This is a genomic window from Phycisphaerae bacterium, assembly GCA_028714855.1.
In the GTDB taxonomy this organism is placed as follows: Bacteria; Planctomycetota; Phycisphaerae; order Sedimentisphaerales; family Anaerobacaceae; genus CAIYOL01.
Genome location: JAQTLP010000006.1, coordinates 106,669 through 122,205 on the forward strand (window position 1 = coordinate 106,669; position 15,537 = coordinate 122,205).

General features: G+C 47.5%; 13 protein-coding genes. 6 read left to right on the plus strand and 7 right to left on the minus strand.

What is annotated here, in order from left to right:
* Positions 1-23: 23 nt before the first annotated feature.
* The 6 genes from PHG53_06300 (at position 24) to PHG53_06325 (ending at position 6,692) form a co-directional block, all read left to right on the plus strand.
* Positions 24-812 (plus strand): RluA family pseudouridine synthase, encoded by a 789-nt coding sequence (locus PHG53_06300; GenBank protein ID MDD5381230.1) that lies wholly within the window; start codon positions 24-26, stop codon positions 810-812.
* 930 nt (positions 813-1,742) lie between these two features.
* Positions 1,743-1,901 (plus strand): hypothetical protein, encoded by a 159-nt coding sequence (locus PHG53_06305; GenBank protein MDD5381231.1) that lies wholly within the window; start codon positions 1,743-1,745, stop codon positions 1,899-1,901.
* Between the two features lie 346 nt (positions 1,902-2,247).
* Positions 2,248-3,570, plus strand: a complete 1,323-nt coding sequence (locus PHG53_06310) for a homoserine dehydrogenase (protein ID MDD5381232.1) — start codon at positions 2,248-2,250, stop codon at positions 3,568-3,570.
* On the plus strand, positions 3,567-4,757 hold the full coding sequence (locus tag PHG53_06315; protein ID MDD5381233.1) for a cofactor-independent phosphoglycerate mutase: 1,191 nt from the start codon (positions 3,567-3,569) through the stop codon (positions 4,755-4,757). The genes PHG53_06310 and PHG53_06315 overlap by 4 nt, the downstream gene beginning before the upstream one ends.
* 25 nt (positions 4,758-4,782) lie before the next feature.
* Complete coding sequence (locus PHG53_06320) at positions 4,783-6,018, plus strand: aspartate kinase (GenBank protein MDD5381234.1); 1,236 nt, start codon at positions 4,783-4,785, stop codon at positions 6,016-6,018.
* A gap of 50 nt (positions 6,019-6,068) precedes the next feature.
* Positions 6,069-6,692, plus strand: coding sequence for a thermonuclease family protein (locus PHG53_06325; GenBank protein MDD5381235.1), 624 nt, complete (start codon positions 6,069-6,071; stop codon positions 6,690-6,692).
* A 23-nt stretch (positions 6,693-6,715) separates the two neighbouring features.
* Here PHG53_06325 and PHG53_06330 read toward each other — a convergent pair whose 3' ends face one another.
* From PHG53_06330 to rpsO, 7 genes are all read right to left on the minus strand, one after another.
* Positions 6,716-8,611, minus strand: coding sequence for a PEP-CTERM sorting domain-containing protein (locus PHG53_06330; GenBank protein MDD5381236.1), 1,896 nt, complete (start codon positions 8,609-8,611; stop codon positions 6,716-6,718).
* 353 nt (positions 8,612-8,964) lie between these two features.
* Entirely contained in the window at positions 8,965-9,636 is a 672-nt protein-coding gene (locus PHG53_06335) for a PEP-CTERM sorting domain-containing protein (protein MDD5381237.1), read from the minus strand.
* 198 nt (positions 9,637-9,834) lie between these two features.
* Positions 9,835-10,464 (minus strand): PEP-CTERM sorting domain-containing protein, encoded by a 630-nt coding sequence (locus PHG53_06340; GenBank protein MDD5381238.1) that lies wholly within the window; start codon positions 10,462-10,464, stop codon positions 9,835-9,837.
* Between the two features lie 223 nt (positions 10,465-10,687).
* Positions 10,688-12,043, minus strand: a complete 1,356-nt coding sequence (locus PHG53_06345) for a sigma-54 dependent transcriptional regulator (protein ID MDD5381239.1) — start codon at positions 12,041-12,043, stop codon at positions 10,688-10,690.
* Between the two features lie 6 nt (positions 12,044-12,049).
* On the minus strand, positions 12,050-12,760 hold the full coding sequence (locus tag PHG53_06350) for an ATP-binding protein (protein ID MDD5381240.1): 711 nt from the start codon (positions 12,758-12,760) through the stop codon (positions 12,050-12,052).
* Positions 12,761-12,847: 87 nt separating this feature from the next.
* Positions 12,848-14,986 (minus strand): polyribonucleotide nucleotidyltransferase, encoded by a 2,139-nt coding sequence (pnp, locus tag PHG53_06355; protein ID MDD5381241.1) that lies wholly within the window; start codon positions 14,984-14,986, stop codon positions 12,848-12,850.
* Positions 14,987-15,051: 65 nt separating this feature from the next.
* Positions 15,052-15,318, minus strand: a complete 267-nt coding sequence (gene rpsO / locus PHG53_06360; protein ID MDD5381242.1) for a 30S ribosomal protein S15 — start codon at positions 15,316-15,318, stop codon at positions 15,052-15,054.
* Positions 15,319-15,537 lie beyond the last annotated feature (219 nt).

Consider the following 15,537-nt stretch of genomic DNA (forward strand, 5'->3'; position numbering starts at 1 on the left):
TCTTTTACTGTAAAAGAGGCTAAATGTCAAAGACAAAGGTCGAAATAATATATCAGGATGACGATATCCTTGTCGTCAATAAGCCCGCGGGTGTATCGGTTACCAAAGACCGCACCGGCGCTGCCCAACTTAAGGATATTCTCCCGCCCGCCATCTGCGCTCAATTGCGCCTCGTCCATCGCCTCGACAAAGACACCTCAGGCGTGATGCTCCTGGCTAAAAATGTTGAAGCGCAGAGCAAATTCTCTGCTTACTTTGAAAAAAGGCTGGTCCAAAAGACTTATTTGGCTATCGTGGCCGGCTTCGTGTCTGACCGGCAAGGCACAATCGATGCGCCCTTAATCCGCGACCCCAAAAATACGACCCTTATGTGCATCGCCAAAAAAAAGGGAAAGGAATCGGTCACCAATTGGCGACTGCTCGCCGACTTCGGCAGAGTCGCCTTACTGGCGGTCCAACCCTTGACCGGCCGAACACATCAAATCCGCGTCCACCTGCCCAGCATCGGCTTACCGCTGGCGATTGACCCGTCATATGGCAGCAACATGCCGATATTTCTATCCGAATTCAAATCAGAATATCGGCTGGGCATAAACCAAATCGAAAAACCGCTTATCGAGCGTTTGACTTTGCACGCATATCAGCTTTTAATTCCAGAGGGGACTGAAAATCGGCCGGATTGTTTCATAGCTAAGCTTGACAAGAAATTCACCGCTTGTCTTAAAATGCTCACCAAGTATAACCCCAATGGCCCCAACGCCTTTCTCAAATCCGACGATTTCTCCAAAATCCTTAATGGCGAAGCCCTGTAAAATTGGCTTCGTTTGGGTTCGTTTTTGATAGTTCATAGTTCGTTGTTCATTGTTCGTAGTTATTGTCATTACTGATGTTATAGCAATTTTTGGCATTTCGGAAATTGGGTTCGTTTTGCATAATTTATTCATTTTGATTGATTTTTTCGCTATAAACAGACAATCTCCGCTGCCGAAATATCAGCCACAGAGAAAAAAAGAGAAGTAAATTATAAACAGTATTAATTGGTTATTGGTAACCGCTCATTAGTAATTCCTTTCAAGTAGACTGCCTCTATACAATTGGACGAACTTGCGCGAATGATGCGAAAAATCGGTTTCGCCTGGGGCGGATAAATCTCGTAACTCTATAAAAGGAAAGAAGTAAAAAAATTTTCGATTTTACTGTTTTTGGTGTGCAGGTAGCTACGCTTTTGATTGATTTTTTTAACCCATCTATGGTAAAACCTATCACCTACTTCCTGCCTTGATTTTTGCACCCCAAATTTGTCTCCCGAAAATCCTTGACAATCCAGATGGGTAAGTGGTAAAATGCTATTTATGTAAGTTCGCTGTTGTGCGGGCTTATAAAAGGAGAAGAGATCGGATCATTGTAGTAAGAGGAGGATTTTCATACTACGGCAAAATTGCAATGGCTTGGTTGCGTGACCAAGCGTTTAATATGGGAAATACCAAATAATAACCGTATGGGAACATAACAGGAGGACACTTATGAAAAAGATTTTATTACTTATCCTTTTAGTACTTTCTTTATTCATTACTAGCAGCTGCTGCTGCCACAGGCACCATAGACGCTGCGGGCACCACCACCACCACTACCACAATGAATGCAATGAATGCCATGAGGTAACTCGCTGAGAAGTACGCTGGTAGCAGATTTTGATATTATTGCGGAATTAGCAGGCTTGGCTGCGCAGCCAAACGCTTAATATGGTAGATCTAAGATTTAGCAGTCTTATCCTGTTTACTGCTCTCGCAAATGTTCTTACGCCTGTTCTCGCCAAGGGCACGTATATCTACCTGAGCGGCGGTGGACTGGGGCTCATTATTGTCATCGTGCTGGTGTGCTCGTGTTTCGCCGCCAGATGAAGCGGCTTATGGCGTTTTAAGACGCATAGCGGCAAGATCTCGTCGGATATAGATGAGCCTTCGGGCGGCGCCATCGAAGCGTTGCTGAATCTCGCACCACCCATGGCGTAAATCTGGGGACACCATACTTATTTTTTCCGAAATCCGCAATTTGAACTACCCGCATCTCCCGGCCTTAAGTTTCTGTTAAATTATCTATAAATCTTCCTCAAGACCATGTCAACTCTCAAAAACCCGTCTGCATCTGGAACCCAAGTCCAATTTTTACAACAAAAAAACCAGTGTATTGACTATTGCAACTTATATTTATAAACTACAGCCCAATATAATCTTAAGGACTGAACAAATGAGCGAACAGGTTATAAAAATCGGGCTTGTCGGATTCGGCACAATCGGGGCCGGGGTGGCAAAGCTGTTACTTAAAGACGGCGGTTCTATCGCGGCCAAGACCGGCCTGCGCCTAAAGCTGGCCTGCGTGGTCGATACCGACACTAAATCGGCCCGGCCGGTGAAGCTGCCTAAAGCTATTCTAACCAACGACTTAGATAAACTCCTGAAAGACGACTCTATAAAGATAGGCATCGAATTAGTCGGCGGAACGAAAGCCGCCAAGCAAATCCAGCTTAAGATGCTTCGGGCCGGTAAAGACGTCGTTACCGCCAATAAAGCATTGCTGGCCGAATATGGCAACGAGCTTTATAAAGTCGCCCGTGAAAATAATCGCTGTATCGCCTTCGAAGCAAGCTGCGCGGGAGGGATACCGATTATATCCGGCTTGAGGACTGGACTGGCCGCGAATAATATTATGGCCATCTACGGCATCGTCAACGGGACGTGCAACTATATCCTCTCCAATATGACCAGCAAAGACGAAGACTTTTCCGAGGCACTGAAACAGGCGCAGAAGTTAGGTTACGCGGAGGCTGACCCCTCCTTAGACCTCTGCGGCGGCGACAGCGCTCACAAGTTAGCTATTCTGGCTTCGATTGCATTCGGGTGCGAAATCTCGCTCGACGATATATCCGTCGAGGGCATCGAAGAAATTTCGAAGGACGACATCCGCTACGGCGGCGAAATGGGATATGTACTGAAACTACTGGCAATCGGACAAAAAGACAAGGCCGGCAGGATATCACTGCGGGTGCACCCGTCTTTTATCGCCAAAGACAATTCTCTTGCGCGCGTCGGCGGCCCATTTAACGCCATTAGTATATTCGGCAGCGCGGTAGGACAAGTAATGTATTACGGCCGAGGGGCTGGAATGATGCCCACCGCCAGCGCAGTCGTCGCCGACGTTATCGATGTCGCTCTGGGCAATTCCGCTACCACTTTTGACCATCTGCACCTGAAGCCTCGGAGCGAAACGAAGCGGTTAATCGAGAAAATCGGTAACCTCGTCAGCAGATTCTACATTCGACTGATGGTCAGGGACCAGGCCGGCGTATTCGCACAAATCGGCAAGGTTCTTGCCGTAAATTCCATAAGCATATCCGGTATCCTGCAACACGAAGGTCACGGCCCCGACAACACTATTCCCGTGGTTATTACCACCCACCCGACGCAACAAAGCAAGGTGAGCACAGCCATCAGAGGGCTGGATAAACTCAATACCGTTTGCAGCAAACCGGTGTGCATCCAGATAGTCGATATCCCGGAGGACAAGGATTGAAGGCCAAATACGTCATAATAGTTCCTGACGGCGCTGCGGATGAACCCCTGGAGGAGTTTGGAGGAGAGACTGTCCTCCAGGCGGCCGAAACGCCCAATATGGATAAAATCAGCATGCAGGGCAGATTAGGGCTTGTCCGGACGATTCCGCCCGGTCTCGAACCCGGCAGCGACGTTGCGCAAATGAGCCTGCTCGGCTATGAACCGCTGGAGTTTTATACCGGCCGGGCGCCGATAGAGGCGGTGGCGCGCAATATTCAGCTATCTCCTAATGATTGGGTCTTCCGGTGCAATCTTGTTACTTTTAGCGACGGCAAAATGGAAGACCACAGCGCGGGACATATCTCCACTGAAGAAGGCAGCAAGCTGATAAATGACTTAAACGAACAGTTAAGCGGAGAGAGCTTTCGCTTTTATCCTGGCGTAAGCTACCGGCACCTGCTGGTTTTCAAGGACGCCGATTTCGACGTTAAGACGTATCCGCCACACGACTATATAGGGACGGCGGTAGAGAAGATTTTGCCGAGAGGCAAGGGCGCCGAAATTCTTATCGATTTGATTGGCCGTTCGCAGCAGCTTTTTATCAATCACGACATCAACAAAATCAAAAAGGACCTCGGCGAAAATCAGGTAAGCTCCATCTGGCTTTGGGGACAGGGAAAAAGGGCCCGAATGGAAAGTTTCGAAAAGCGATTCGGACTCAAAGGGGCCGCCATCACCGCCGTCGACCTTGCAAGAGGTCTGTCAATGCTCATCGGCTTCGATTTGATAAACGTGCCGGGCGCTACCGGATTTGTCGATACGAATTATCAGGGCAAGGCATCGGCTGCGATAGAGGCGCTCAATAAGTACGACATTGTTTTTATCCATATAGAAGCCCCCGATGAGGCATCCCACAACGGCAGCATTGAGCTGAAGAAAAAAGCCATCGAGCAGATTGATAAATATATTGTCGGACCTGTCCTCGATGCGCTGCAGGGCTACGAAAAGTGGAGAATACTCGTTTTGCCGGACCACCCCACCCCCGTCATAAAAAGGGCGCACTCGGGCGGGCCTGTCCCATTTGCTATGGCAGGGACCGGTGTAAAAGGCATTTTGAACGCAACTTTCAGCGAAGCCAATGCTGCAAAATCGGGAATTAAAATAGAAAACGGCTCCGAATTGATGGAATATTTCTTAAAAAGTTAGAAGAATTGACAGGAAAAGCTAAGAAATGGCAATACTTGTGCAAAAATTCGGCGGAACTTCGGTTGCTAACGCGGAGAAAATTCGCCGGGCCGCCAAGAGGGTAATCAATGCGGTAAAAAACGGCTATTCGGTCGTGGTAGTCGCTTCTGCCCGCGGCCAGCAGACAGATGAGCTTATCGCCGATGCTCTCGAACTTAATCCGAATCCGCCAAAACGCGAGATGGACCAGCTGCTTAGCACCGGCGAACAGCAATCCGTCTCTCTTTTCGCAATGGCTCTTGACGCCGCAGGTTATCCGGCCATCAGTTTTACAGGCGGTCAGGTCCAGATGCTGACCGACAATGTCCATACAAAGGCAAGAATAAAAAGCATCGGGGCCGAGCGGATTAAAAAGCAGCTGGATGAAGGTAAAATAGTTCTTGTCGCCGGCTTTCAAGGCGTAGATAAGGACGGCAACATAACAACGCTCGGCAGAGGCGGTTCAGACACAACCGCAGTTGCGCTGGCCGCGGCCCTGGGAGCAAAGGAATGCGAAATTTATACCGACGTTGACGGGGTATATACAACCGACCCGCGGATATTTAAAGAGGCCGTGAAGCTGGAGCAGATTAGTTACGACGAAATACTCGAAATGGCAAGTCTCGGGGCCGGCGTTATGCATTCACGGTCCATCGAGTTCGGTAAAAAATACAATGTCAAAATTCACGTCAGAAGCAGTTCAGAAGAAAAAGAAGGAACAATAATTATGCACGAAGTACCAGAAATGGAAGGCGTAGTAGTTACAGGCGCAACTGTTCAGAAAGATATGGCCAAGATAGACCTTGTAAACGTAGACAATAAACCGGGGAATGCTGCAAGAATCTTCGCTTCGCTGGCGAAGGCCAAAGTAGTAGTCAACGACATTATGCAAACCGAGGTCAGCAGCAAAAAGGCGAACCTGTCGTTTTTAATCAGCATTTCGGATTTGGCCGCCGCCAAAGAAGCCATTGAGCAAATTAAAAGTGAGATTAATTGCGATAATGTTTTTGTCCGCGATGATATTGCCGAGATTTCCGTGGTCGGCGTCGGCATGCGGACTCATTATGGCGTGGCTGAGAAGATGTTCGGAGCTATAGCCAAGGCCAAAATCAATATCGATTCGATTACCACCAGTGAAATCCGCATCAGCTGCGTAGTGAGTATAAAACAGGCCGATGAAGCCTTAAGGGTCGTCTCTGCCGCCTTTGAGTTGGATAAGCCTTCTAAAGAGCGAACAAAATAAGGATTAGCGAATCCTTGCTGCCGCCTAAACGAAAGAAACCCGCTTTGGCAATGAGCAAACGCAGGCATTCCGCCATCTTTATCCTCTGCTTGCTGCTGGTAGCAGCATTTGTCTGGCTCGACCATAGCCCTATTAGACGCAGCCTGCAGGCCCAGCCCGAATCCGGCGAACAAACAAACAGCCGCGATTTTGAAAAATATCACGACAAAACCTTCACCGTATTAAAAGTTGTCGATGGTGACACCATTGACATAAACATACCTGACGACAAATACAATAACACAAGAATACGGCTGTGGGGAATTGACACGCCTGAGACCAAAAACACTAAAACAGGCGTTATGTATTTCGGCCCCGAGGCGGCTGATTTTGCCACGAAATCAGCCCTCGGAAAACTGGGCACTGTTTATCTCGAAGAACGTCGCACCAGAGACAAATACGGCAGGCTGCTTGCTTATGTTAAATTACCTGACGGCAGATTTTTGAATGAGGCACTGCTATCCGAGGGTTTCGCTTACGCGGATTTGCGCTTTCGCCACAGTCTCTACAACAAATACCAGCAGTTAGAAGCTGCCGCCCGCAGCCAAAAGAGAGGATTATGGAAAAAGGTAACTCGCGATCAATTACCCGAATGGCTCCAACGAAAGAAACCCAACCTGCTACTAAAAAAATGAGTCGTGAACCGAACTACGATGTCCTATCTGCTATTTTTTCGTTTTCTCAGCACAATTAACCCGCCTAAGCCGAGAATTGACAGAGTGTAAGGCTCGGGAACGAAGTTAGTTAGCTGAACTGAGGTGCTGTCATAGAGTACATCGAACGTCCCCCCACCGATGAAATTGACAGTGCCGATGGCATTACTGAATACACCGCTAATAGTATTGCCGGTGCCGGAGACTGTCAGGATAGTGAATATATCTGTCGGGGCGGGGATAAATTCCTCAAACGCCGATACAAAGAGGTCACCATCAAGGAAGGCGTCGCCTACGATGGCCAACTGGTCATAATCGGTGCCTAAAACTGTACCACCGATTTCGATTTTCAATATACCGGTATCGGATTGAACGTAGTCACCTGTAATACTTAGAATGCCAGGCGAAAGACCGGGGCTTACCATTCCGCTGTTTACGAAGTCCACGCCTGAGATATTCAGTGCCCCAATCCCGGAAATTGTCCCGCCGGCCGTATTAATGAACGTATCACCCGTGACGGTGACTATAGCTTCCAGTTCCAAGATGCTAAAGTCTCCTGAGTTGGTATGAGCCGCGCCGGTTTTGCCGAGAGCAACTGTTCGGCTGATATTTACTATGCCGTTGTTAGCCAGTCCAACTGAAAGCGTCCGAGTACCGCCGCTGCCCTCATTAACATTGACCTGTCCTTCGTTAGTAAGTGTGCCGGAGGTAACATAAAATCTTGAGTAATAGCCACTATCAATCGACTCCAGATTTATGACACCGCTATTGGTAAATCCATCGGCTGCTGTCAGCGTAGCATGCCCCCCGCCAAGACAGCCAAGAACCGTAACCGTCTGGTCGGGCGCGATATCACCGCTCAAGGTGCTGCTGCCACCCCGAACGGAAAAGCCGGCTGCCCCGGTTGAGCCCGGACCAATGTTCAATGATGAGTTCTGTATCATCAACTCACTGCCGGTAATCGTTCCACCGTTAAAGTTGAACGTAGCTGAATTCATACTGAATGCACCATCGACATCTAATGTTCCATCGTTCTGGCTGAATGTCTGATTGTTGAGCGAGATTGTCAACGTCTTATCAGCAGCAATATTTAAATCGGCGTTGTTTGTGTATGAACCGCTGGACTTTAGGAAAGTCGTATCGGCATTGATATTTACTGTGTTATTGTTGTTCAGATTTGCCCCAAGTGTTCGCACACCACCGGTGCCTTCATTTATGTTGATTTGGCCTTCGTTCGTAAGTGTGCCGGAGGTAACATTAAGCCTCGATTGATATGCACCATCGATTGAGTCCAGATTAATGGTGCCGGAGTTGGTAAAGCCATTTGCCACTGTTAGTGCGGCGTGGTTTGCGTAAAAACCTTGAATTGTCAATTGCCCATTTTGGGCAAAGGTATTTGTGTTAATGGCTGAAGTGCCTCGTACTGTCATATTGGCACTATTGTTTAGCGTGCCGGCACCGTCGTCGGCCCACGTGGAACTTTGCCAAAGCACATTGCCGTCCAGCAGCAAAGCACTATCTTCCACTGTCAGTGTTTTGCTGACAGCTGAAAGCGTAGCGTCGGCGGAATCCAAAGTAAAATTTGAAAGGGTAGGGCTGATATTCAGACTAACCGTATAGGCGCCGCCCATCGCGTTAATCGTAGCAGTATCGGCGGTGTCATCAGGAATCCCATCCGGGTCCCACAGAACTGAGTTATCCCAGTTGCCGGAGACCACAGAATCCCACGTATAGGTGGTAGCAAAGATCGGATGAGCAAGTGCTGCGAGCATGGCCACAGCAAACAGAATGGCTAACTTGTGACAAATGCAACATGTGTTGGGCGACGGCTTGATGCCTCGGTTTACATTGGCTCTCCAAGAGGTTGTGCCGCCCATTTTGGAACTATCGGCTAATTTCATTTTCCTTCTCCCTTTCTCTACAGGCTCTTTCGCAACAAAATACAATTGTGCCTCTACCGCGTTTGGGCTATAAAGCAACTAGCTTTTTGTGGGAGGAAAGCCTGGCAGAAAACAAACCAAACTCTCTCACCACTCTCCTTCTGTGAAACTATATCTTCTTTGTAACCATACCTCTTCGGTATAAAATATCAAGGAAAAAGGCTGATAAAAACAAGATTTTTTATGGAAAACTAAAAAAATGGTAACTGGCTTAAGACACGAGATTTGCAGTTTCAAGTAGCGTAAAACGCAAAGCGAAAAACTAAAAACCAAAGCTCAAAATACAAAACTAACGCGGCTAAAACAATTTTGAATTATGGCTTTATGCTCTTTGTTTTATGTTTTAAGCTACTTTTTCTTATAATCGCCAAGCCGCCTAAGCCGAGCAGGAAAACCGTCGCCGGTTCAGGAACTGTAAAGACCATATCATCGAGATTTACGGCCAACCATTCGCCGTTGTTTTCAAACCGAGCAAAATAAAAAGCCACATCACTTCGCAAACCGATAAACTGGTCTACATTCGTGTTGTTGTTAGTCGGGACTACAACCGAATCCAATAATACTCCATCAATATCGAAGATTGAAAGCGTAGTTGCCGTATAACCATAACCCTGGTCATTTCCAAAGAACGCCCCTAATTCGTAAATCGGTGATGAAAAAATCGCGTTGAGGTGCATGGCCCAAGTTGTAATTGCGGGGAATTTTGCGACTGTTGCAATGACGTTCGGAGGCGAAGTCGTAACATCACCTAAGCTTTGGACATCGTAAAGGAATATATCGTAGCCGTCATCTCTTGAGAATTCAACACCCTTATCAAGATAGCGAGTATTAGCAGCGGCACCTGATGGTCCATCATCAAAGCTGAGGGTTGTTGCAGAATAAATGAACTCAGAAGGGGACATCAACTGAATAATGTCGGCTTCTCCGACAACCGAGACGCTCAACAACGTACCCACCAAACATATAAGAATTTGTTTTTTTAACATCTGCTACCCCTTTCTTCCTTTTTGTTTTTCTAGAATGAAATTTCTTTTTGGTGAAAGCTTGGGAAAAAAGCTGTTCCACCACCACTCCTTTAGAAATAACATATCCGATTAAGGAAAAAATGTCAAGGGAAAAAGGCCTACAAAAAGCAGCTTTTTTTCGCGGAAATCAATAAATAGAAAGTGATACTACTAAAAATATTAACATGCCTTATGAGTTCTGCGATTAAATTTTCGCACCGCCAAGCCGCCTAGGCCGAGCAGGAAAATCGTCGCCGGTTCAGGAACTCCAGCAAGATATTCATCGCCCGCCGCCATAGCTGTAAGAGCTGACATATCAGGAAAACCTACCCCCTTCAGGGAATTCGCATAGTATGTCGCGCCGCTTTGCGATACCCAAAAAAACATATTTTCACCCGTTCCAACCGTGAACTCGGGCAGATAAATATCAAAACTGCCGCTGCCGACAAAATCCAATGTGAGTATGCAGGCCTCAAACGTCTGGGTACTACCTGTATAGTGACTCACCCGTATGCCAAGGTTACCACTTTTTTCACCGTAATCCGTAACGGTGAAAGCCCCGGCCGAAAGCGACACCCAGGCCAGGTTATACGTTGAACCAGGCTCGGTTTCTTCATACAAATCATCCGCAGCAAAAGGCCACAGATAGGTATAAAGGTAAGGATTCGGAGATGTCCATGGGACTGGGGCAAAGCTGACAGATGTTGGGCCGGCAACATCGAAAGTACCGCTTTTGGGAATGCCTCCCAGAGCAATACTGCCGCACAAAGCCGCAATAACTAATATGAAGACGTACCGTCTTTTCATCATTTTCCTCATCCTGAATAATTATAACTCTCTGGCAAAAGGTGCGGTCTTAATTTCAGCTCAGCAGAATTAATAATTAACCAGAACTTGACTGCATTTGGATTAAAAAAGAATTCTCACCCCATTGATCATTAGTATACCTGTTTCGAAGAGAAATGTCAAGAAAAAACCGATAAAAACAGGATTCTTTGCGGGAATTACGGGGATAAGCCCCAAAAGGAAAATTTTACAGATTGTATTCTTTTATCTTCCGATAGAGCGTTCTTTCGCCGATTCCGAGGATTTTGGCGGTTTTTTCGCGGTTGTTACCGGTCTTTGCCAACGTGTCAATAATGGCCTGTTTCTCAAGCTCACTGAGCGTGCGGTCCTGTTTTGGCCGGCCGGCTGTCAACTGCCGCACCTGATATATTTCGGGGGGAACGTCGGCCACATCGAGCTTTTCACGGTCGCACATCACTACCATTGTTCTGATACAGTTTCGAAGCTGGCGAATATTCCCGGGCCAGTTGAAAGCTGTAAGAATATTCATGGCTGCCTGTGTGATACCGGTAACCTTTGAGCCGGTCTCGGCAACAGCCTCTTCGATAAAATACCGGATAAAATCAGGTATGTCTTCCGCCCTGTCAGAGAGGTCAGGCAGAGAAACCCCGACCCCTTTGATTCTGAAATATAAATCCTGCCTGAACTTCTTCTGTTCTATAAGCAACGTCAAATCATGATTTGTAGCACTGATTATTCGCACGTCCACGACAATCGGCTTACTGGAGCCAACCGGATTAACAACCCCGTCTTCAATGACTCGCAGGAGTTTAGCCTGCATATTCAGCGGCATATCGCCAATCTCGTCCAGAAAAAGTGTTCCCTTGTCGGCTATTTCAAACAAGCCTTTTCTATCGGTTGCTGCACCGGTAAAGGCCCCTTTGACGTGGCCGAACAGTTCGCTTTCAAGCAGCGTTTCCGTTAGTCCCGCACAATTAACAGGCCTGAAAGGTTTATCGGCGCGTTTGGAATTATAATGAATAGCTCTTGCCAGCAGTTCCTTGCCCGTTCCGGAGCGACCCTCAATCAAAACAGATATATCTGTCGGGGCAACACGCCGAAGCACCTCAAATACCCCGTTCATCGCGGCGCTCTTGCCTCGCACACCTTCAAATTCGAAATCCCCAGCGCCCGCTCTGGCAACTTCAGTTCGACGGCGGGTCGCAGCAGAGACCTTTCTGCCTGCCTGCCCCACAAGCGTGCGAAGCTGATTAATGTCGATGGGTTTGACAAGATAATCGTATGCCCCCCGCCGCATTGCTTCCTTGCAGGTATCAATAGTAGCGTAGGCCGTTATCAGAATAACTTCGGTATCGGCATTATATTTCCTGGCCTGGCTGAGTATTTCCAGGCCGTCGATGTCACCGCCGAGTTTCAGGTCGGTAACAACAACATTAACCGTTTCGCTGCGAAGAATCTCCAGTGCATCAGAACCGTTGTAAACCGCAATCGCCTTTGCACAGCATTTCTGGAGCGCCTCGGCAATGCCGTCGGCGTGGTCATGCTCATCATCTACAACCAGAACTATGATGTCCTTGCTCATATATCCTTAATCGGCCTGAAGAGGCAGTTTTATCGTAAATAATGTTCCTTTGCCGGGTTCGCTGTCAACGGTTATTGTGCCATTATGTGCCTCGACTATTCTCTTTGCGGTGGCCAGCCCCAGACCGGTACCGCTCGGCCGAAAAGAACAATAAGGCTTAAAAAGCTCGGGCAGTTTGTCCGCCGCTATCCCGTTGCCGGTATCGCTAATCTGAATCACCGCTTTTTCTTTCTGCCTGGATGTTCTTATCATCAGTTCACCGCCGGTATTCATCGCCTGCTGTGCGTTAATAAATAAATTCAATATAACCTGTTTTAGCATACCTGCATCAACTTTGCAAACCAGCGGCTCACTCGACAAACCCTGCCGAATCGTTATTGAGTTACTGTACGCCTGGGGCGAATAAAAATCAACCATATCACTAAGCAGCTCATTGACATTGACACCGGCGAGCTGAAGTTCGGGTCTGCTGACGTACCGCAGAAAACCGTCAAGAATCTGCCCGAGTCTATCCGTTTCTTTTTGAACGACGGTAATTTTTTTGAGAGCTCTCGCTGCCGTCTGGTCGTTTTTACCCGGCCTTTGCAGTTCTTCGGCCGCAAGCTCAAGGTTGACCTTGATGGTGGAAAGGGGATTTTTTATTTCATGAGCAAGCTCGCCGGTTAACTTACTTAACTCTTCAAGCTGTTTGAAATGTTCGTTTTTACTCTTTTGCATCTATTTCCCCCGCATACCGTTTAAATCTACAAATTAGATTGTCACTGCCGCCCGGCATTTTAACTTTGCCCCCCGGCCAAAGTACCATTATTTTTTACTGTCGGTTTGTGCCTTTTCGCCCTTGTTAAGCTCAGCGAGAGCGGCCTTGCGGGAAAGTTTAAATCTGCCCTGCTCATCAATCATCAATAATTTCACAGGTATCAAATCACCCATTTTGCATACCTCTTCGGCGTTTTTGACGTAGCCGGTGCTTAGTTCGCTGATATGACACAGCCCTTCCACTCCGGGCGTGATTTCAACAAATACTCCAAAGTCTTTTACAGACACCACTTTCGAGTTTTCATATATCCGCCCCACTACCGGAGGCGTGGTCATCCCTTCGATAATATCCCTGGCCTTGAGGTGGCCGTCACCATCTATGCAGCTTATAAAAATAGTTCCGTCTTCTTCGATTTCAATCGTTGTGTCGGTCTGCTCCTGAATACTTTTAATCATCTTTCCGCCCGGTCCAATCACCTTGCCGATAAACTCAGGGTCAATTTCGATACTTATCAGTTTCGGCGCATACTTGCTCAATTCGGGTCTGGGCTGACTGATGACGCCGGTCATAATCTTCAAAATCTCCAGACGGGCTGTTTTCGCCCGCTCCAGCGCCTCGGCCATAATATTATGCGCAAGCCCTTCAGCTTTGATATCGAGTTGTATCGCCGTAATACCGTCAACAGTACCGGCAACTTTGAAATCCATATCGCCGTAATGGTCTTCCTCGCCAATGATGTCTGTCAGCAATGCATACCGCCCCTTTGCGTCACTGACCATTCCGATTGATATGCCAGCGACCGGTTTTTTGATTGGAACACCCGCATCCATTAAAGCGAGCGTACCTCCGCAAACCGAAGCCATCGAGCTGGAACCGTTCGATTCCGTAATATCAGATACTATCCTGACGGTATATGCAAATTCTGCCTCCGGCGGCCTCACGCCTCCCAGCGCACGTTCCGCAAGAGCGCCGTGTCCGATTTCTCTTCGGCCTGGCCCGCGAACCGGACGTACTTCGCCGACGGAAAACGGCGGGAAATTGTAATGGAGCGTAAAACTTTGAGCGTATTCTTCCATCAAACCATCTATAATCTGAGCATCCCGGACAGTGCCGAGGGTTACGCTCACTATCGCCTGTGTTTCTCCCCGGCTAAATAACGCCGACCCGTGCGTCCGCGGCAAAAAGCCTACTTCACAAACTATCTGGCGAACATCATTGTAACCTCTGCCATCGAGTCTTTTACCTTCCAGCAGCAGCTTGCGGACAACCTGGCCCTCTATCTTGTCGAAGATTCGTTTAAGCATCGCTTTGGTACATTTAGGCTCAGCACCGTTCACCGCCTCACAATATTCCGTGTTAAGCTGTTCAACTAATTCTTTAACAGCAGCTTTGCGTTCCTGCTTAACTGGTATTTGCTTGGATTCGTATAATTTATCTGCCGTCTGTGAACTAATTTGCGAGTAAAGCTCCTCGTCTATCTCCACAAGAGGGATTTCCTTTTCGACGCCGGCTTTTTCTTTGAGCTCCTCAATCATTTCACAAACCTGGACAATCGTTTGTTGTGCTGTTGCAATCGCATCAGCAATAACCTGTTCCGGCAATTCCTTCGCGCTGACTTCAATCATATTTAACGCTTCTTTACGTCCTCCAAGAAGCAGGTTCAGGTCGCTTGTCTCAAGCTGCTGATACGTGGGGTTGACCACAAATTCGCCGTCAACTCTGCCTAATCTGCAGGCGCCGGTCGGGCCCATGAACGGAATTTTGCTTATCGTAAGCGCAGCACTGGCACCTACCATTGCCAAAATATCAGGGTCGTTCACATTGTCTGCGCTCAAAACGTCTGCTATGATTTGAACTTCCTGAAAATAGCCCTCGGGAAACAACGGACGAATAGGCCTGTCTATCATTCTTGCCGTCAGAATTTCTTTCGTGCTCGGCCTGCCCTCGCGTTTAATAAAACCGCCCGGAAACTTGCCCGCAGCACAGTGCTTCTCCCGATACTCAACGCTTAGCGGGAAAAAATCGATTTCCTCGTTCCTCGGAGGCGCTGTTACCACAGTAACAAGAACAACGGTATCGCCGTACTGAACTACAACCGCTCCGTCTGCTTGTTTAGCAACTTTGCCGGTTTCGATGGATAACAATCTTCCCCCGATTTGCTTTTCTACTCTGCATACATCAAACATATACAAACCTCAATTATGGGTGCAAAAATCACACGTTACTTGTGCACTTTGGCTTTCGTACTCTTTTATTTCCGCAGGCCGAGCCGGGATATGGTTTCCTGATAACGCTTGACGTCTTTTTTGCTTATGTATTTAAGCAATGCCGCCCTGGTTCCGACCATTTTCAGCAAACCACGCCTGGATGCGTGGTCTTTTTTATGAATCTTAAGATGGCCGGTAAGGTAGTCTATCTTTTTCGTCAACAGCGCGATCTGAACCTCAGGCGAGCCGGTGTCTCCGTCGTGGAGCTTAAAATCACTGATAATTTTCTCTTTTTCCTGAACCGTCATCATCTTTTGGACAAATCCTTTCCTGAATACTTAATCGACAATTCAATAATCACTTAGACTCTCAAATAACCTCACAGAATATTATAAACCGTAAACGGGGCATTATAGCCAGCCATTATTATATTTGCAAGTCTTTTCTGCAGCAAAGTTTATTTAAGATAAAATCCTCCGTAACCAGTAAAAAAGGATGCTTTTTCCTGAAAAATCAAAAGGGCAAATCCT